Source organism: Nonomuraea sp. NPDC049378, from assembly GCF_055586745.1.
Genome location: NZ_JBVJHP010000024.1, coordinates 111,701 through 129,395, shown reverse-complemented (window position 1 = coordinate 129,395; position 17,695 = coordinate 111,701). Strand labels below are relative to the sequence as shown.

The 17,695-nt window shown below is 70.1% G+C and carries 16 protein-coding genes and 1 pseudogene; 9 read left to right on the top strand and 8 right to left on the bottom strand.

What is annotated here, in order from left to right:
• Positions 1-150: 150 nt before the first annotated feature.
• Both ACZ6SA_RS40435 and ACZ6SA_RS40430 read right to left on the bottom strand, forming a co-directional pair.
• On the bottom strand, positions 151-1,356 hold the full coding sequence (locus ACZ6SA_RS40435) for an NAD(P)/FAD-dependent oxidoreductase (protein ID WP_465834241.1): 1,206 nt from the start codon (positions 1,354-1,356) through the stop codon (positions 151-153).
• Between the two features lie 52 nt (positions 1,357-1,408).
• Positions 1,409-2,260, bottom strand: a complete 852-nt coding sequence (locus ACZ6SA_RS40430; protein ID WP_347648662.1) for an SDR family NAD(P)-dependent oxidoreductase — start codon at positions 2,258-2,260, stop codon at positions 1,409-1,411.
• Between the two features lie 243 nt (positions 2,261-2,503).
• Between ACZ6SA_RS40430 and ACZ6SA_RS40425 the strand changes: the two genes are divergently transcribed.
• The 3 genes from ACZ6SA_RS40425 to ACZ6SA_RS40415 all read left to right on the top strand — a co-directional run bounded on the left by ACZ6SA_RS40425 (position 2,504) and on the right by ACZ6SA_RS40415 (position 5,840).
• Positions 2,504-3,445 carry an RNA polymerase sigma-70 factor gene (locus ACZ6SA_RS40425; RefSeq protein ID WP_465834239.1) on the top strand — a complete coding sequence of 314 codons (942 nt, stop codon included), beginning with the start codon at positions 2,504-2,506 and terminating at the stop codon, positions 3,443-3,445.
• A 166-nt stretch (positions 3,446-3,611) separates the two neighbouring features.
• Positions 3,612-4,835, top strand: coding sequence for a cytochrome P450 (locus ACZ6SA_RS40420; protein ID WP_347649535.1), 1,224 nt, complete (start codon positions 3,612-3,614; stop codon positions 4,833-4,835).
• 195 nt (positions 4,836-5,030) lie between these two features.
• Positions 5,031-5,840 carry a hypothetical protein gene (locus ACZ6SA_RS40415; protein WP_465834237.1) on the top strand — a complete coding sequence of 270 codons (810 nt, stop codon included), beginning with the start codon at positions 5,031-5,033 and terminating at the stop codon, positions 5,838-5,840.
• A gap of 21 nt (positions 5,841-5,861) precedes the next feature.
• Here the strand turns inward: ACZ6SA_RS40415 and ACZ6SA_RS40410 are convergent, their stop codons facing one another.
• Positions 5,862-7,097: an epoxide hydrolase family protein gene (locus ACZ6SA_RS40410; protein WP_465834235.1), complete on the bottom strand. Its 1,236-nt coding sequence runs from the start codon at positions 7,095-7,097 to the stop codon at positions 5,862-5,864.
• Positions 7,098-7,214: 117 nt separating this feature from the next.
• On the bottom strand, positions 7,215-7,808 hold the full coding sequence (locus tag ACZ6SA_RS40405) for a DUF1707 SHOCT-like domain-containing protein (RefSeq protein ID WP_347649532.1): 594 nt from the start codon (positions 7,806-7,808) through the stop codon (positions 7,215-7,217).
• A 156-nt stretch (positions 7,809-7,964) separates the two neighbouring features.
• Between ACZ6SA_RS40405 and ACZ6SA_RS40400 the strand changes: the two genes are divergently transcribed.
• From ACZ6SA_RS40400 to ACZ6SA_RS40380, 5 genes and pseudogenes are all read left to right on the top strand, one after another.
• A complete protein-coding gene (locus ACZ6SA_RS40400) occupies positions 7,965-8,393 on the top strand; it encodes an Rrf2 family transcriptional regulator (protein WP_347649531.1) in 429 nt (142 codons plus the stop codon).
• A gap of 79 nt (positions 8,394-8,472) precedes the next feature.
• A complete protein-coding gene (locus tag ACZ6SA_RS40395; protein ID WP_347649530.1) occupies positions 8,473-9,210 on the top strand; it encodes an NIPSNAP family protein in 738 nt (245 codons plus the stop codon).
• Positions 9,211-9,338: 128 nt separating this feature from the next.
• Entirely contained in the window at positions 9,339-9,566 is a 228-nt protein-coding gene (locus ACZ6SA_RS40390) for a hypothetical protein (protein ID WP_347649529.1), read from the top strand.
• A 14-nt stretch (positions 9,567-9,580) separates the two neighbouring features.
• Positions 9,581-9,844 carry a hypothetical protein gene (locus ACZ6SA_RS40385; protein ID WP_465834232.1) on the top strand — a complete coding sequence of 88 codons (264 nt, stop codon included), beginning with the start codon at positions 9,581-9,583 and terminating at the stop codon, positions 9,842-9,844.
• Positions 9,789-10,064, top strand: a pseudogene (locus ACZ6SA_RS40380) (MerR family transcriptional regulator); the annotation flags it as partial. The gene ACZ6SA_RS40385 and the pseudogene ACZ6SA_RS40380, both read left to right, overlap by 56 nt.
• Before the next feature lie 597 nt (positions 10,065-10,661).
• Here ACZ6SA_RS40380 and ACZ6SA_RS40375 read toward each other — a convergent pair.
• The 4 genes from ACZ6SA_RS40375 to ACZ6SA_RS40360 are packed head-to-tail and all read right to left on the bottom strand — an operon-like array spanning position 10,662 to position 16,312.
• Positions 10,662-13,223, bottom strand: a complete 2,562-nt coding sequence (locus ACZ6SA_RS40375; protein WP_465834230.1) for a family 78 glycoside hydrolase catalytic domain — start codon at positions 13,221-13,223, stop codon at positions 10,662-10,664.
• Between the two features lie 25 nt (positions 13,224-13,248).
• The gene (locus tag ACZ6SA_RS40370) at positions 13,249-14,076 is read right to left on the bottom strand and encodes a carbohydrate ABC transporter permease (RefSeq protein ID WP_347649525.1); all 828 of its coding nucleotides are present in this window, start codon (positions 14,074-14,076) and stop codon (positions 13,249-13,251) included.
• A complete protein-coding gene (locus ACZ6SA_RS40365; protein ID WP_347649524.1) occupies positions 14,073-15,008 on the bottom strand; it encodes a carbohydrate ABC transporter permease in 936 nt (311 codons plus the stop codon). The genes ACZ6SA_RS40370 and ACZ6SA_RS40365 overlap by 4 nt, the downstream gene beginning before the upstream one ends.
• Positions 15,005-16,312 (bottom strand): ABC transporter substrate-binding protein, encoded by a 1,308-nt coding sequence (locus ACZ6SA_RS40360; RefSeq protein ID WP_465834227.1) that lies wholly within the window; start codon positions 16,310-16,312, stop codon positions 15,005-15,007. The genes ACZ6SA_RS40365 and ACZ6SA_RS40360 overlap by 4 nt, the downstream gene beginning before the upstream one ends.
• Before the next feature lie 230 nt (positions 16,313-16,542).
• On the opposite strand from ACZ6SA_RS40360, the gene ACZ6SA_RS40355 reads away from it, so the two are divergent.
• Positions 16,543-17,583, top strand: a complete 1,041-nt coding sequence (locus ACZ6SA_RS40355; RefSeq protein ID WP_443157124.1) for a LacI family DNA-binding transcriptional regulator — start codon at positions 16,543-16,545, stop codon at positions 17,581-17,583.
• Positions 17,584-17,695: the final 112 nt, after the last annotated feature.

Sequence of the window (17,695 nt, the reverse complement as noted above, 5' to 3'; positions counted from 1 at the left end):
CCCCCCCCCCCCCCCCCCCCCCCCCCCCCCCCCCCCCCCCCCCCCCCCCCCCCCCCCCCCCCCCCCCCCCCCCCCCCCCCCCCCCCCCCCGGCCCGGCTGCTTCGATCCGAGTCGAGGAGTGAGGCGAACGTCATCTCCGTCGTGAGGTCCTAGGCGGTTACGCGACCCACCTGCTCGGCGGACGTGTTCGGTGCGGTGGTCAGGCGGCGCCTGCGCCTGGGCAGGCCGTAGGTGGGGTGTGAGGTGGCCCACAGTGCCGTCGTGAGGATTCCCGCCTTGACCCGCGCGGCTTTGCGGCCGCCCTGGTACGTCGGTTTTGCCTGCCCTTCGTGGTCGATCATCTGCAGGATTCCGTCTCGCCGCCCGAGGCTGATGTGGTTGTAGGTGTAGACCAGTTTCGTGTTCGTGATCGTGCGCCCGGTCAGGCGTGCCACGATCGCCTCGATCGCCTGCCGGCTGGTGTAGCCGGCCGACGCGCACGACATCGGCATCGGCCGGCCGTTGTCGCCGATGGCGTGGGCGCTGTCGCCGATGGCGTACACGTCGGGGTGCGAGATCGACCGCATGGTGCGATCGACGACGATCTGACCGTTCTCGGTGACCTCCAGCCCGCTGTCGCCGGCGATGGGGTTGACCGCGAACCCGGCTGTCCACACGGTCGCGTCGGACGCCAGGGTGGTGCCGCCGGCGCACCGCAGCAGCGTCGCGTCGACGGCTTCGACGCTGGTGTGCTCCAGGACGGTGATGCCCAGTCGGTCGCAGGCCCGGCGCAGGTGGCCGCGGGCTCCGGCGGAGAGCCGGGCGCCCAGCTGCCTGCGGGCGATGAGCGTCACCGACAGGCCGGGCCGGGATTCGGCGATCTCGGTGGCGGTCTCGATGCCGGTCAGCCCGTCGCCGACGACCACCACGCTCCCGCCTTCGCCCCGCTTGTCCAGGCTGTCCAGGCGTTCGCACAGGCGCAGCGCCGAGGGCCGGCCGGTGACGTCGAAGGCGTGCTCGGCCACACCGGGGACGCCGTGGTCGGCGACGTGGCTGCCGAGCGCGTAGATCAGCGTGTCGTAGCCGAGCTCGCCGGCGTCGGTGCCGGCCATGGCGACGAGCCGGCGCTCGAGGTCGACGGTGGTGACGCGGGCCAGGCGCAGCCGTATCCCCGTGTCCGCGAAGACGTCGGCGAGCTTGGGAACCTCGACCTCCTGGCCGGCCGCCACCTGGGGCAGCCGCATGCGCTGCACGAAGTGCGGCACGGCGTTGACCACGGTGATCACGGTGTCCTTCGGGGACAGCCGGCGGGCCAGGTTGCCGGCCGCGTAGGCTCCGGCATAGCCGGCGCCGAGGACGACGATGCGGTGCTTCATGTGGTGCTCCTGTCGGGTCGTTTGCTTTGTGGTGGGTGGGCCCGGTCCCGGGTCACCGATCTTCGTGTTGGGGCTTGCCGTGCGCCTGTGCCGAGAGGTCCTGCCAGTCGGCCCAGGTCTTGAGCCGGTCGGCGTAGGCCTGCTGGAGCATCGGGTAGAAGCCCTGCCCGAACAGCACCCGCAGCGGCGGCTGGTCGGAGTCGACGAGCGTGAGGAGGGCTTGGGCGGCGGCGGCCGGGTCGCCGGCGGGCTGCTTGCCCGCGAACGCGGCGATCCGCTGGCGAAGCCCGTCGTAGATCGGGTCCTGCTCGGCCAGGTGGCCGTTGGCGAGGGGGTCGGGGTTCTTGCCGTCCCTGGTGGCGAAGCCGCCGGGCTCGATGACGGTCACCTTGATGCCGAACTCGGCGACCTCCTGGGCGAGGGATTCGTTCAGTGCTTCCAGGGCCCACTTGGAGGCGCTGTAGGCGCCGCTGAGCGGCATCGCCACGAGCCCGGCCGCGGAGGACAGCTGGATGATGTGCCCGGAGCGCTGCTCGCGTAGACAGGGCAGCGCGGCCTGGATCACCCATAGGGCGCCGAACAGGTTGGTCTCCAGCTGGTCGCGCAGGTGCTGCTCGGTCAGCTCCTCGACCGCGCCGACCTGGGCGTAGCCGGCGTTGTTCACGATGACGTCGAGCCGGCCGAAGTGCTCGGCCGCCCGCTTCACGGACTCGAAGACGGTGGCCTTGTCGGTCACGTCCAGCTCCAGCGGGAGCACCGCCTCGCCGTGGGCGGCGGCCAGGTCGTCCAGGCTGGCGATGTTGCGGGCGGCCGCGGCCACCTTGTCGCCGCGCGACAGGGCGGCCTCGACAAACTGACGGCCGAGGCCGCGGGAGGAACCGGTGACGAACCAGACCTTGCTCATAATGGCTTTCCGTTCCTTGTGGTTGCGCGATCACCACGCGACGGGCGCCATGGTGATCGCTCGGGAAGTTGCGTGCCGCGCGCATCGTTCGCGCGGCGTCCTGACCATGCGGCGTTCGTGTCCAGGACTTTGTGACAGGGCGCTCACGTGAGGTGTGTCACCGATGGCGGGTGTCACACAGCGGTGGGCGCCGGCGCCTTGTGCATAGAGCAACGATTACGGGTGGACAGGCGGGAGCCGGGTATGGACGAGCGCGGGGATGCAACGGCGGGCAGCGCCGGGCCGGTGGCCGGTGGCGGCCGGATGGGCCCGGCGACCGAGGCGTTCCTCGCCCACCGCAACCTGCTGTTCACCGTCGCCTACGAGATGCTCGGCTCGGCGGCCGACGCCGAGGACGCGCTGCAGGAGACCTGGCTGCGGTGGGTCAAGGTCGACCTGGGGCAGGTGTCCGACCAGCGCGCCTACCTGGTACGGATCGTCACCCGGCGCTCGCTGGACCGGCTGCGCACCATGCGGCGCCGCAAGGAGGACTACGTCGGTCCGTGGTTGCCCGAGCCGCTGCTCACCGCGCCGGACGTGGCCGAGGACGTCGAGCTCGCCGAGAGTGTGTCGATGGCGCTGATGCTGGTCATGGAGACGCTGTCGCCGACCGAGCGGGCCGTTTTCGTGCTGCGTGAGGTCTTCGGTGTCAGTCACGAGGAGATCGCGGCCGCCGTCGGCAAGAGCTGCGCGGCCGTCCGCCAGATCGCGCACCGCGCCCGCCGGCACGTCGAGGCACGCCGCCCGCGCGAGGCGGTCTCGCCGGGCCAGGCCCGGGCGGCTCTGGAGTCGTTCCGGCGCGCGCTGGAGACCAGGGACCTGCAGGGGCTGCTGGACGTGCTCGCCCCGCAGGTCGTTCTGGTGAGCGACGGCGGCGGCGTCAAGCAGGCCGTGCCGCAGCCGATCACCGGCGCCGGCAAGGTGGCCCGCATGATCGTCAACGGTCTCGGCAGAGCCCGGATCGCGCTCACCAGCGAGCCCACCGTGGTCAACGGCAACCCGGCGCTCCTGCTCCGCGTGGACGGCGAGATCGACGGCGTCATCGCGGTCCGCGTCGAGGACGCCCGCATCACCGGCCTGTACTACGTCCGCAACCCGGCCAAGCTGACCCGCATCGCATCCGAGACCCCGCTCACCCTGCGATGAACACCAACGACGAGCCGGCCCGCGATCTCGAAGCGGCCTGGACCAGACGGGTGTCCCGGCCAGGCGCGGGGACGTCCCGTCAGGCCTGGAAGCCGGTACCGATCGCACCGGCCGAGGCCGCCACAAGCACAACGAACTCCGCCACATCCATTACTGGAGGTCCTTCATGACGAAGAGCGTCACCGTCGAACTCACCGACGTGGAGCTGCCGGTCGAGCGTGGCTGCCCGTTCGCCCCGCCCCCCGCCTACGAGCAGCTGCGCGGGCGGGCGCCGATCAGCAAGGTCCGCCTGACCAGCGGCGGCGAGGCGTGGTGGGTGTCCGGGCATGAGGAAGGGCGGGCCGTCCTCGCCGACCCCCGCTTCTCCTCCGACAAGCGCAAGGACGGGTTCCCGCTCTTCACCCTCGATGCGGCGACCCTGCAGCAGCTCCGCAGCCAACCGCCGTTGATGCTCGGCATGGACGGCGCCGAACACGCCGCGGCCCGCCGCCCGGTGATCAGCGAGTTCACCGTCAAGAGGCTGGCCGCGCTGCGCCCGCGCATCCAGGACATCGTCGACCACTTCGTCGACGGCATGCTCGCCACCGACCGGCACCCGGTCGACCTGGTCCAGGCGCTGTCCCTGCCGGTGCCCTCCCTGGTGATCTGCGAGCTGCTCGGCGTCCCCTACACCGACCACGACTTCTTCCAGAGCCGCACCACCATGATGGTGAGCCGGACCTCGCTCGAAGACCGCCGGCGGGCCTTCGCCGAACTGCGCGCCTACATCGACGACCTGGTCACCCGCAAGGAGTCCGAACCCGGCGACGACCTGTTCAGCCGGCAGATCGCCCGGCAACGCCAGAAGGGCGCTCTCGACCACGCGGGCCTGGTGAGCCTGGCCTTCCTGCTGCTGACCGCCGGACACGAGACCACCGCGAACATGATCTCGCTCGGCGTGGTCGGCCTGCTCTCCCATCCGGAGCAGCTGGACCTGATCAAGGCCGACCCGGGAAGGACGCCCATGGCCGTGGAGGAACTGCTGCGCTACTTCACCATCGCCGACGGGGTCACCTCCCGGCTGGCCACGGAGGACGTGGAGATCGGCGGGGTGAGCATCAAGGCCGGCGAGGGCGTCATCGTCTCGGCCCTGTCAGCCAATTGGGACCCGGCGGCGTTCACGAACCCGGCCGAGCTGGATATCGAGCGCGGGGCCCGCCACCACCTCGCCTTCGGCTTCGGCCCGCACCAGTGCCTCGGCCAGAACCTCGCCAGGACCGAACTGCAGATCGTCTTCGACACGCTGTTCCGCCGCATCCCTGCCTTGCGGCTCGCCGTACCGACGGAGGATCTGCCGTTCAAGAACGACGCCGTCATCTACGGCGCCCACGAACTCCCGGTCACCTGGTGAGCAGGACCTGATGCGCATCGAGGCCGACACCGGCCTCTGCGTCGGCGCCGGCCCATGCGTCCTGACCTCAGCCAGGTGACCCCGGCCCCTGCTGCTGCAGGGGCACTCCGACGAGCGGGCTTCGCCGTACCGGATGGGTGACTGGATGAACTTTCCAGGCCGGTGGCGCGTCCCTGATGTATGAAGAGATCGCGTTTGGCCGTCATCGCGGTGCTCGCGTCGTTGTGCGCCTGCGGCCAGCCCGGTGCCGCTCCGGTACCGACCGTGGCCGGGACCGAGACGATCGTGTTGCCGCGGGCCGATCAGCCCAAGGCGCATCGGCCCACCCTGGAGCGGCTCAAACGAGAGGCCGCGGCGTCGGGCCGGCCCCTGGAGGAGGTCGTCAAGCGGTACGCGACCAGGGTGGCTGCCACCTCGTCGCCCAAGCCGACAAACTTCGACGGCTACGACCCTGCGGTGACCGACCCGGACGTGACGATCGACGGCATCCCCTACGCCGAACTGGTCGACCTCGGGGCCATCGCCAGATCGCAGGGCATCTCCTACGAGGAGGCCATCGACCGCTTCGGCTCACAGTCGTCCAACAGAGCGGTGATCGACAAACTGCATGCGGAGTTCCCCGACGAGATCTCCGGCGTCAGGTACGTCGACGACCATCGGGGGCTGCGCATCGGCTTCAAGGGTCCCGTCCCGACTCGCGCGATCGCGTTGGCCGGAACCCTCCCCATGGAGGTCACCCTGATCGGCGGCAAGGGATTCTCGGCCTCGGAGCTCCGGCAGGCCCAGGACACGGTGGTCTCCTGGCTCCGATCCCGTCCCGAGGTGGCCACGATGACGGCGCACCCGGATGACGACACCGGCCAGGTCAAGGTCACCGTTCAGCCGAAGGTGATGCCAGACGATGCCGAGGAGTTCAAGCGTGGCCTTCAGCTCCCGCAGCCGGACAATCCGCACATCACCGTTGAAGTCACGCTCTCCGCCGAATCGATCGTCGTTCAACAGTGAGAGCCGCAGCGACGAGGGCGTTCAGGGTCTGCGGCCGTGAAAGGTGCGGCGCAGGTCGTTCACCCAGGCGTCGGGGTTCTCCCAGGGAATGAAGTGGCCGCCGTGGTCGTGGGCGTTGACGTTGACATGGTTGAACCAGTCGCCCTGCGGGCCGGTCCTGAACGCCTGGACGCGCTCGGCGGCGGTGTGGATGCCGGGCGGGTTCTCGTAGGTGACGAAGGTGAGGCCGACCGGCGCCTGCACGACCGGGGTGCGGTCGTGGGCGGGGGCCCACGGGTAGCGGTTGGCGTTGGCGTAGTAGCGCATCGACGTGGCGATGGAGTTGTTCACCCAGTAGATCGTGGCGTGGGTGAGCAGGTCGTCCTTGGTGAAGACGGATTCGACGTCGCCGCCGTTGTCGCTCCAGGCGTTCCAGCGCTCCAGCAGCCAGGCGAGCAGTCCGGCGGGTGAGTCGCTCAGCCCGTGGGCCAGGGTGGCGCCGTCGAGCATGTGCACGGCGAGATGGCACGCCGAGCGGTGGTCCATCTCGATGATCCGGGCACGCACATCGGCGGGCTGGTCGTCGGTGAGGGGCCGGCTCCGGGCGAAGTCCCAGGCACGGGGGCCGTTGAAGAAGTCGAGCGGCAGCCCGGAGCCGATGTGGATGCCGTACAGCTCGTCGGCGTACTTGTGGCCGAGCTGGCTGGAGACGATCCCGCCGATGTCGCAACCCCCGGCGGCGTACTTCTCGTACCCGAGGGTCTCGGTCATCAGGGTGTGCCAGAGGTCGGAGACCTTCCAGAAGTTGACGTCCGGAAAGCCGGTGAGCGGGCCGGGGAAACCGAAACCGGGCAGAGACGGCACGATGACGTCGAAGGCGTCGGCCGGGTCACCGCCGAACGCGGCCGGGTCGGCGAGCGGGCCGATCACCTTCGACCAGTGCCAGAACGTCCACGGCCAGCCGTGGGTGAGGATCAACGGGATCGGACGGGGACCGCGGCCGGGCTTGCGCATGAAGTGCACCGGGACACCGTCGACGCTCACCTGGTAGTGCTCGTGGACGTTGATGGCGGCCTCGGCCGCGCGCCAGTCGTAGCCGTCCCGCCAGTAGGCGACCAGCCCGCGGAGATAGCTGCCGGGGACGCCGTAGGACCAGTCCTCGTTCCCCTCGTCCAGCGGCGGACGGGTCGATGCGAGGCGGGCACGCAGGTCATCGAGGACCTCGTCGGACACGTGGATCGGGACGGGCTTCAGGGGGAAGGCGTGCGAGGTGCTCATCGCGTGGTTCCTTACTGGGGTGTGCCGTCGGCCCGAGGGGCGCCGGCCGATGTCTTGCTCTGTTTCGCGATGTCGTGCACCTCGTCGGGAAGCTCCGCTCTCCCGCGCTCGGCTCGCTCAACGCTCCTGGTTGCGCCGCTGTACGCGGCGTTCCCAGCTGTTCGGGTGGCGGATGACCACGCCGGCGGCGCCGCCGTCGCCGGCGAGCCGGATCCGCGGCGTTCCGGGCAGGCGCTCGGGTGTGGTCTTGTCCTTGAAGCCGCCGATGCCCTGGTCCATCTCCGAGGTGTCCGCCACCCACCCGTCGGGGATGATGATCGTGACACCGCCCATCTGCCCGTGCGCCTCTATCGCGATCTCCGGCAACCGGCATTCGGTCCGGGTGAAGTCGAGCTTGACGCTGCCCATGCCGCCGTACACGGTGATCTGCGCGGGTACCCGCCAGCGCCCCGTCCGCGCGGCGCCGTTCATGCCTCCCTTGATGACGAGCGGCTCGGCCGGAACCTCCTGCGGCAGATCCGCGGTGAGAGGCGCGAGGTCGGCGTACGTCTTGGCGTTGAGTGCCCGGTCCAGCCGGGCTTCCAGCTCGCTGAAGTCGATTCGCCCTTCGGCGGCAGCCGTGTTCAACCGTTCCACCACCGCTTCGCGCTCGTCGTGTGAGACGCGCAGCTGATGAGGGCGGAGGGGAGCCGGCTGCTGGTTCTCGCCCATGGGTGTTCGCTTTCGGGTAGGGGTGGTTCCCGGGGATCCCTGAGGAGGTCACCACGATACACCCCCCATAACGCCGGTTATGAGGGGTGTTGAGCGGTCATGAGGCTTGACCGCGGACCTGGGTGTAATGGAAGCTGTTACAGCGAGGAGGTGGTGATGGGGGCCAACAGCCGATTGACCGTAGCGACGCACGCGCTGACGTGGCTGGCGTTGGCGCATCGCCGTGGCCAGGAGGTCCTCACATCGGACCAGGTCGCCGCCAGCGTCAACACCAACCCCGTGATCATCCGGCGCAGCCTGGGCGACCTGCGGCGGGCCGGTCTGGTGGAGGTGCGCCATGGCGCCGGCGCGGGCTGGCGTCTCGCCCGCGCGCCGGAGGAGATCACCCTGCTCGAGGTGCTTGACGCCGTCGACGTGGAGCAGCCGTTCGGCCTGCACCGCACCGAGCCCAATCTGGAGTGCCCGGTCGGCCGTGGCATCCGGCCCGCCCTGAGCAAGGTCTACGGCCGGGCCGAACAGGCCATGCGCCAGGAGCTCGCCGGCACGTCGATCGCCGACGTGCTGCGCGAGACGCTGGTGGGCTAGCCGATCCGTCCGATCGCCAGGCGGTCGCCACGCCCCTTGTTGTAACGACTGTTGTTCCAGCCATTCAGGAGGAGAGTAGATGGAGGCCTCACGGTGTCCCATCGTCGAGCTGCGCCAGTACACGCTGCGCCCCGGGCAGCGGGACGTCCTGATCGACCTGTTCGACCGGGAGTTCGTCGAGACCCAAGAGGCGGCAGGCATGACCGTCCTGGGGCAGTTCCGAGACTTGGACGACCCTGACCGGTTCGTCTGGCTCCGCGGCTTCGAGGACATGCCCCGTCGCGCGGAGGCCTTGGAGAGCTTCTACTCCGGGCCGACCTGGCGGGCACGCAGGGACGAGGCGAACGCAACGATGATCGACTCCGACGACGTCCTGTTACTGCGGCCGGCCTCGCCTGCCAGCGGCCTCCCGGCGCCGATGGGGAGCAGGCCGGCCCCCGGCGAGCCGGCTGCGGCGCCGTCATCACTCGTCGTCGCCACGATCTGGTACGGCCGCGCCCCGTTCGACGCGGCGTTCGTCGAGTTCTACGAGCGGTGCGTGCGACCCGTACTGGCCGAGTCGGGCGGCGAGCCGTTGGCGTACCTGCGTTCCGAACACTCCCCCAACACCTTCCCCGCCCTGCCGGTGCGGGCGGACGAGGAGGTCTTCGTGTGGTTCGCGCGGTTCACCGGCCAGAGCCACTTCCACGATCACCTTGATCGCCTGCAGCGTTCAGTGCGCTGGCACGAGGACGTGCTGCCTGCCCTCGCGCAACGGTTGGCCGGGCCATCGCAACGGCTGCGGCTGGCACCCACCGAGCGGTCACTGCTGCGTTGAACTCGGCCGGCCTCGAAGCCGGAGATCCTCCGCCGCGTCGTGGTCGAGCGGCGCGCGGAGGGCGGAAGCGAGATCCGTCCCCCGCGCCGCTTGACCATGACGCAGGGTCAAGCTCCCAGCATGGTGGCATGACCACGGAAACCCGTGCGATCGAGGCCGCCGGACCGCGCGCGGCGTACGGCGAGCACGGCGTGATGGAGAGAGGCGACAGGACGATGCGGCACTTCACGATCCAGCACGGCAGCGTCACGATCCCGGTGTCTCGGCACGGTCGGGGGCGAACGCTGATCCTGTGCCCCGGGCTGAACTCGACGCAGGCGGACCTGCGCGAGCCGCCCAGGAGATTGTCGACCTGAATCTCGAGATCGACGTGGTCAGGTCCGACATCCTCGACCGGTACAGAAAGATCGACCGGCCCATCAGCATGATCATGTCCACCTCGATCGCCGGCGACGGCGGCGAGGGGCAGGTGTCCCGGCTCAACCAGCACTGGCGCGCCGGCGTTGAGCGGCTTGTCCGCGAGCAGCCGCACATCGCCACCACCTGGCTCGACGCCGACCACGGGCTGGTCTTCACCCATGCCCGGGACATCGCCGAGATCATCCGCAGAGCACCGGGACCGGCGACCTCTTGAGCGACTCCTGGAAGCGGGTCTGATGCTGACCATCGGTGAGCTGGCGTCGTACGCCGGGGTGACGGTGCGCGCGGTGCGGCACTACCACGCCAAGGGCCTGCTGCCGGAGCCGGAGCGGGACCGCTCCGGCTACCGCCGATACGACGCCGGCGCAGTGGTGGAGCTGATCAGGATCCGGACCCTCGCCGAGGCGGGGGTTCCGCTGGCGCGGGTGCGGGAACTGCTGCGGGCCGGCGAGGAAGAGTTCGCCGCGGCGGTGGCGGGCATCGACAGGCGGCTGCGAGCGGAGATCCGGGAACGGCAGCGGCACCGTGAGCGCATCGCCCGGCTCGCCTCGGGGGACAGCCTGGCGCTGCCCTCGGAGGTGGTCGAGTATCTCGACCGGCTGCGGGCGCTCGGAGTCGACGAGCGGATCGTCCGAGCCGAGCGTGACGGTTGGATCCCGCTGTCCGCGCTCTCACCCGCGCGGGTACCGGAGTGGACGGCGCGCAAGCGGGAGCAGATCGATGACCCGCGGTTCGCCTGCTTCTACCTCACCCTGAGCGAGGCTCTCGACCGGGCCGACGACGACCCGCGGCCGGCCGAGCTGGCCGACGAGCTGTCCGCCTACATCACGTGTATGGCCGACGAGCGGGGCGACCACTATGTCGATGACACCGATATCGAGTCGCCACTCGTCAAGCTGATGGACACGCTCGCGTTCGATACGGTGCCGCCGGCTCGTCGCCAGGTCGCGGCCTCGTCCGGAACGGCAGCCACCTCATCGGCCCTGAAGCCCGGGCGTGACGGTGTCCGGGGTGTGCATGCCGTACGGGTGTCAGGGCGTCCGCTCAGAGGCTTCCGGCCAGGCGCAGTGGAAGACGTGTTGTCCGGGGCCGGCCTCGACAGCGGGCTCTCCGGGCAGGTCGACGACGGCGGTCGTGTTCTGCGGGACGCGCACGGCGACGGTCAGCCGCTCCCCGTCACGCCGCCAGTTCACCTCCGCCTCGCCGTAGGGGGTGTGATGGGCGGCGCGGGCGTGGGTGAGGCCGCCGCCGGGACGCGGGCGGACGGAGATGCGGCGGTAGCCGGGCCCGGCAGGGGCGAGACCGGCCACGGTGCGGTGCATCCAGTCCGCGACCGCGCCGAGCGCGTAGTGGTTGAAGGAGGTCATCTCGCCCGGGTTGACGGAGCCGTCGGGCAGCATGCTGTCCCAGCGCTCCCAGATCGTGGTGGCGCCCATCGTCACCGGATACAACCAGGAGGGGCGGTTGCGCTGGGTCAGGAGCCGGTAGGCGGTGTCGTAGGCGCCGACCGAGCACAGGGCGTCGCAGATGAGCGGGGTGCCGACGAAGCCGGTGCCGATGCGGTGGTCGTCGTCGGCGACGAGCTCGACCAGGCGGCGTCCGGCGCGTTCGCGCTGTTCGGGGCCATCGAACAGGTCCACGGTCAAGGCGAGGGCGTAGGCGGTCTGGGTGTCGCAGGCCAGCCGGCCGGAGGGCGTGACGAACTCGCGGCGGAAGGCCGTCCGCACCTGCCCGGCCAGCTCGGCGTAACGGGCGGCGTCGGCGTCACGGCCGAGCAGTTCCGCCGTGTCCGCCACGACCTGCGCCGACCAGGCGTGGTAGGCGGTGGCGACGAGCGCCCGGTCGGTACGGGCCCTGCCGGGATCGTCCGAGGGCGCGGCCGGGTCCAGCCAGTCGCCGAACTGGAAGCCCTCGTCCCACAGGTGGTCCCTGGTGAGGGAGGCGACCTGGTCCACCCACGCGGTCATGCTCGGGTACTGGCGCCGCAGCAGGCCGAGGTCGCCGGTGCGCTCATAGAGCGTCCACGGGACGAGCACGGCGGCGTCGCCCCAGGCCGCCGCCGGGGACAGTCCGAACATCAGCGGCACCCACGGCACGTAGTGCGGCACGGTGCCCACCTCCGACTGCTCGGCCGCCAGGTCGGCCAGCCACGATGACAGCGGCCCCGCACAGTCGTACAGGAAGGCCGCGGCGGGGGCGAAGACCTGGATGTCGCCGGTCCAGCCGAGCCGCTCGTCGCGCTGCGGGCAGTCGGTGGGCAGGTCGACGTAGTTGCCGCGCATGCTCCAGACCACGTTGTCGTGCAGCCGGTTCAGCAGCGGGTCGGAACACTCGAACGCGCCGGCGGGCCGCATGTCGGTGTGGCAGACCACGGCCACCACGTCAGCCGGGTCGAACGCGCCGGGCCAGCCGTCGATCTGCGCGTAGCGGAAGCCGTGCGTGGTGAAGCGGGGCTCGAAGGTCTCCGGCTCGGCGTCGCCGCGCAGCGTGTAGCGGTCCTCGGCGGCGGCCGCGCGCAGCGGGCGCACGGCGAGGGCGCCGTCCTCCAGGACTTCGGCGTGGCGCAGGGTGACCGTGTGCCCCGCCGGGCCCTGCACGCGGATGCGCAGGCGGCCGACGAGGTTCTGGCCGAAGTCGAGGAGGGTCTCGCCGTCCGGGCCGGTCAGCACCTCGGCGGGGGACAACGTCTGTGTACGGCGCACGGGCGGGCCCGTGGGGGCGACCAGCAGCGCCGGATCGTGGGACAGGGCGTCGGCGGGCAGCCAGGAGGAGTCGTCGAAGCCGGGCTCGGACCAGCCCGCGGGGTGCAGGCGCGCGTCGTGTTTCTCGCCGTCGTACAGGCCGGCCTCGGTGACCGGGCCGCGGGCGCAGCGCCACGCGTCATCGGTGACGATCACGTCGGTGGTGCCGTCGATGTAGGCGATCTCGAGCTGGGCGATGAGGGCGGTGCGCTCGCCGTACAGGTCGCTCTTGCCGCCGCCGAAGCCGATGCGGCCCCGGTACCAGCCGTCGGCGAGGGTGGCGCCGATGGCGTTGGCGCCCTCGCGCAGCAGGCCGGTGACGTCGTGGGTGCGGTAGCGCAGGCGGTGGCGGTAGCTGGTCCAGCCGGGGGCGAGCACGTCGTCGCCGACCACTCGGCCGTTGATCTCGGCCTCGTAGATGCCGTGGGCCGTGATGTAGAGGCGGGCGCGCTCGATCGGAGCGCGCAGGGTGAAGCCGCGGCGCAGCAGGAGCGCGGGACCGTCGGGTGCGCCGAGCAGTTCCAGCGGTGGCGCGGCGGTCGTGGCCTGCCAGTCGGCGGGCTCCAGGAGGCCGGTTTCCACGTGCGACCATGCGCTCCAGTCGCTGGTCGAGCCGTCGGCGCCGTGCACTCGCACCCGTGCGGCGCGCCGTTCCCGCGAGCCCAGCGGCGCACCGGGCCACGGCACGAGCGCGGACTCGCCCGACTCGATCCGGCCGGTGGACAGGCCGTCGCCGAGTTCGATCTCGTACGCCTGCTGGATCCATCCCGGCAGGTCCGTGGCCACGGTCCAGGACAGGCGCGGTTCTGGTTCGCCGATGCCGAGGGGGTCTCGGTGGTGTTCGAAGGCCACTGCGGAAACGTACGGAGAGGTCATGTCACCCCTTGATGGCGCCGGCGGTCATGCCGGCGACGATTTTGCGGTTGAAGAAGACGAACAGCACCAGCGGGGGGATCGTGATGAGGACGATGTCCATGAACAGCAGGTTCCACTGGGTGTTGTACTGGCTCTGGAAGTTGTAGAGGGTGACCTGCACGGTGGCGTTCTCGTCGCCGGGGAGCAGGTAGAGCGGGTTGACGAAGTCGTTGAAGATGTTGACCGAGCTGACCAGGACGACCGTGACGGTCACCGGCCGCAGCAGCGGGAAGATCACCTGGAAGAACAGCCGGAAGCCGCCGCAGCCGTCGATCTGGGCGGCCTCGTCCAGCTCGCGCGGGATGGCGGCGATGAACGCGCGGAACAGCAACATCGCGAACGACAGGTTGAAGGCCACTTCCGCGAGGATCATCCCGGGCAGGGTCTTGAACAGGCCGAGCGCCTGCAGCAGCCAGATCGTCGGCACCACCGCGGGCGGGATGATCAGACCCGTCAGTACGAGGAAGTCGGCCAGCTTGGCGACCTTGCCCGGGCGGCGCTGCAGGACGAACGAGGCCATGGCGGCGAAGACGACGAGCAGGGTGACCGAGGCGACGGTGATGATGGTGCTGTTGACGTAGGCGCGCAGCAGCACGTAGTCGCGCGCCTCGATCACGGCCATGAAGTTCTCGACGACCGGCCAGCTGGTGGGCCAGGAGAAGTCCAGGTCGATGGCCTGTTCCGGGTTCTTCACGGCGGTCAGCAGCATGAGCGCGAACGGGACCAGGAAGATCACGGTGGCCAGGACCAGCGCGACGGTCTCGCCGCTGAGCCTTCTCAGTGCTGTCATGCGGTGACCTGCCTCTTGCCGAGGAAGTAGTTGAGCGGCACGGCGATGGCCGCGACGACGAGGAAGAGGATCACGTTGCCGGCGGTCGACAGGCCGAAGAAGCCTGCCTGGTACTGCTTGTAGATGATCGAGGCGATGGTGTCGCTGGTGAAGCCGGGACCGCCGCGGGTCATCGTCCAGATGAGATCGAACGAGCGCAGCCCGGCGATGAACGACAGGATGATCACCGAGTAGGTGGCCGGCCAGGACAGCGGCAGCGTGATGTGCCGGAAGCGGTGCCAGGCGCCGCCGCCATCCACCGCGACCGCCTGGTAGTACTCGCGCGGGATGGACATGATGCCGGCGATGTAGATGACGGTGGCCAGGCCGACCCCCTTCCACACGTCCACCAGCGCGACGGACAGCAGCGCGGTGGTGGCGTCACCGAGCCAGTCGCGCCCGTCGATCCCGACCAGCGCGAGGGCCTGGTTGACGAGGCCCGTCTGCGGTTTGAGCAGCATGGCGAAGGTGATGCCGACCGCGACGGTGGAGACCAGCGTCGGGAAGAACACCACCGAGCGCAGGAATCCGCGCAGCCGCAGCCTGCCGGTGAGCAGGACGCCGAGCAGCAGCCCGAGCACGACCTTGAGGCCGCTGGTGACGACGGCGTAGATGATCGTGTTCTGGAAGCCGATGCGCAGGTTCTGCTCGGCCAGGAAGTCGCGGAAGTTCTGCAGGCCGACGAACTCGCTGTCGAACAACGTCCAGCGGGTGAGCGCGAAGTAGAAGGCCATCGCCGTCGGCACCAGGAAGATGACCAGGAACACGGCGGCGGCGGGTAGATAGAGCGCGTACGGGTAGGCCGCGTCGCGCCGGCGGCGGGAGGCGCGGGCGCGCGCATGCCCGGGTGCCGGGCCGGGCCCCGTGCGGGGCCCGGTGTCCTGCCTGGTCACCACCCTGCCAGCCCCAGTTGCTTGGCCTGCTTCTCGACGTCCTTGTCGTACTGGGCGGCCCCTTCGGCGGCCGGGGTCAGGCCGGATCCGACGGCGACCGTGATCTGCTCCAGGGACGGGCCCTTCACCGGCGAGACGAACTCCAGCGCCGGCGCCGTGGCACCCTCGTCCACGTAGGCCTGCAGGTCCTTGGCCGCCTGGATGGCGTCGTCGGGCAGTTCGGCCCCGGTGATCCGGTACGGCCCGGCCGGCGGCACGGCCTTGGTGACCGCGTCGGCCGCCGCCGGCGAGGCGACGAAGGCCAGGAACTTCTTGGCCGCCTCCAGTTTCTCGGTGCTCTTGGCGATGTAGATGCCGGCCGGCTCCCAGATGGTGGCGCCGTTCTTGGCGGCGTCGGTGCCGGGGATGCCGAAGAAGCCGACGTCGGTGGCCGCCTGTGGCATGGTGGCGACGAACGGCGGGAGCTGGGCGCTCAGCATCGGGTAGTGCGCACCCTTGCCCTCGGCCAGCAGCTTCATGCCCTGGTCGGCGGTGGCCGAGCCGAAGCCCTCCTGCAGGTATCCCTTGGCGTGCACTTCGGCCAGGTGGTCGAAGCCGGCCCTGGCGGCGGGGGTGGTGGCGAACTTGGCCTTGTTGGCCGTGTAGTCCTGGGCGAAGGTCGGCGCCGCCGCCTGCACGTTGTAGTAGTCGCCCAGCACGAACAGCTGCGAGGTCCAGGTGTCCTTGTACGTGCCGATCACCGGGGCGATGCCGGCTGCTTTGATCTTGTCATTGTTGGCCGTGAAGTCGGCCCAGGTCTTGGGCACCTCCAGCTTGAGCTGCTCGTAGACCTTGCGGTTGTAGAGGATGCCGCCGCCCATGGCGGTGCCGCCGGGGACGCCGTAGGCCTTGCCGTCCTGGCTCACCACGGGCAGGAAGTCCTTGGCCACGTTGGCCAGCACCGGGTCGCCGGTGAGGTCGACCATGGTCTGCGCCGGGTTGAGCGCCTGCAGCAGCGACCCGGAGTTGTACCAGAACACATCCGACATGTCGCCCGTCGAGAGCCGCGTCTTGACGATGTTGTCGCCCTCGCTGCCTCCAGGCCGGGTCTCTATCTCGATCTTGATAGTGGGATTGGCCTGCATGAACGTGTCCGCGAGCGCTTCGGCGGTGTCCACCGTGGCCGCGCTGTTGTCGATGAGGAATTCCAAGGTGACCGGGCCGGTGGCGGCGGTTCCGGAATCGGAGCCGGAGCCGCACGAGGTCAGAGCCGCCATCGCGAGAACGGCCAGGGCCGCTCCCGGCACGCGGTGCGAGGTCTTCACAACGCCCCTCCGGGTTCGTTTGAAACGATTTAAGCGCCCCCGATGCGAGTTAACGTAGGCGTTACTCGGCAGGCCGTCAAGAGTGTCCTTGGGGAACGGTCTCCTATCGTGACTGTTGTGAAGACGGGCCGGACAACCCCTCAGATCGAAAAGTTGGGTAACGTTATCCATCCTGTCCGGACGGGCCGCCCCTTACAATCGGGCGAGTCGAGTGGGCGGAAAGGTGGCTCATGGGCACACGAGACCGGCAGCGCAGGGTGACCATCACCGACGTGGCCGAGCACGCCCAGGTCTCCACCACGGCGGTGTCGAAAGTGCTGCGCAACGCCTACGGCGTCAGCGAGGCCATGCGGATCAAGGTGCAGGCCGCCATCGACGAGCTGGGCTACCGCCCCCACAACGCGGCCCGGGCCATGCGCGGGCGCACCTTCACCATCGGCGTGCTCCTCCCCCACATCCGCAACCCCTTCTTCGCCGACATCCTCGACGGCCTGACAGATGAGATCTCCCCCAGCGGCTACCAAGCGATCATGGTCCAGAGCGGCGGCAACGACCCCGCGGCAGAGCGCCGGGCCAGTGACGCGCTGGTCGACCGGCAGGTGGACGGCGTCCTCTGGGTCGCTCCGGTCTGCACCAGAGGACAACTGGAGAAACTCGCGAAGGACATCCCCCTCGTCGTGCTCGGCCGCCACGACCGCTCGGCACTGTACGACTGCGTGCTCGACGACGACGAGGTCGGCGCCGAGCTCGTGGTCGAGCACCTCATCGCGCTCGGCCATCGCCGCATCGCGCACATCACGCAGAAGGACACCGTCGGGGGCCGCGCCGCCACCCTGCTGCACACGATCAGGGCCGCGACCTACGAGCGGATGATGACCGAGCACGGCCTGGCCGACCACATCGCCGTCGCCGCCACCGCCTACACGGAGGAAGGCGGCTACGACGGCGCGCGCGAGCTGCTGGCCCGCGATCCCCGCCCCACCGCCATCTTCGCCGGCGCCGACCAGGCCGCCTTCGGCGCCCTCGCCGCCGTCCACGAGGCGGGCCTGAGCGTGCCCGGCGACATCTCGGTGGCGGGCTACGACAACGCACGCCTGACCGGCCTCGCGCACGTCGCGCTGACCAGCGTCGACCAGGACGGCGCCATCATGGGGCAGACCGCAGGCCGGCTGCTGCTCGAACGCATCGCCGGCCGTACCGCCGCGGTCCGTTTCTCCGTCACCCCGACCCTTGTGGCCCGCCGTTCCACAACATCCCCGGGCGAACGGTAGCCGGGAAAAGGGTTGGACCGGGTGATGCTCGGGCTTGTAGCTTGCGGGTGACCGTGACGCCGCCCCGGGAGGTGAGACCCATGAACGCTGTATCGATGTGGGTGCTCCCCCT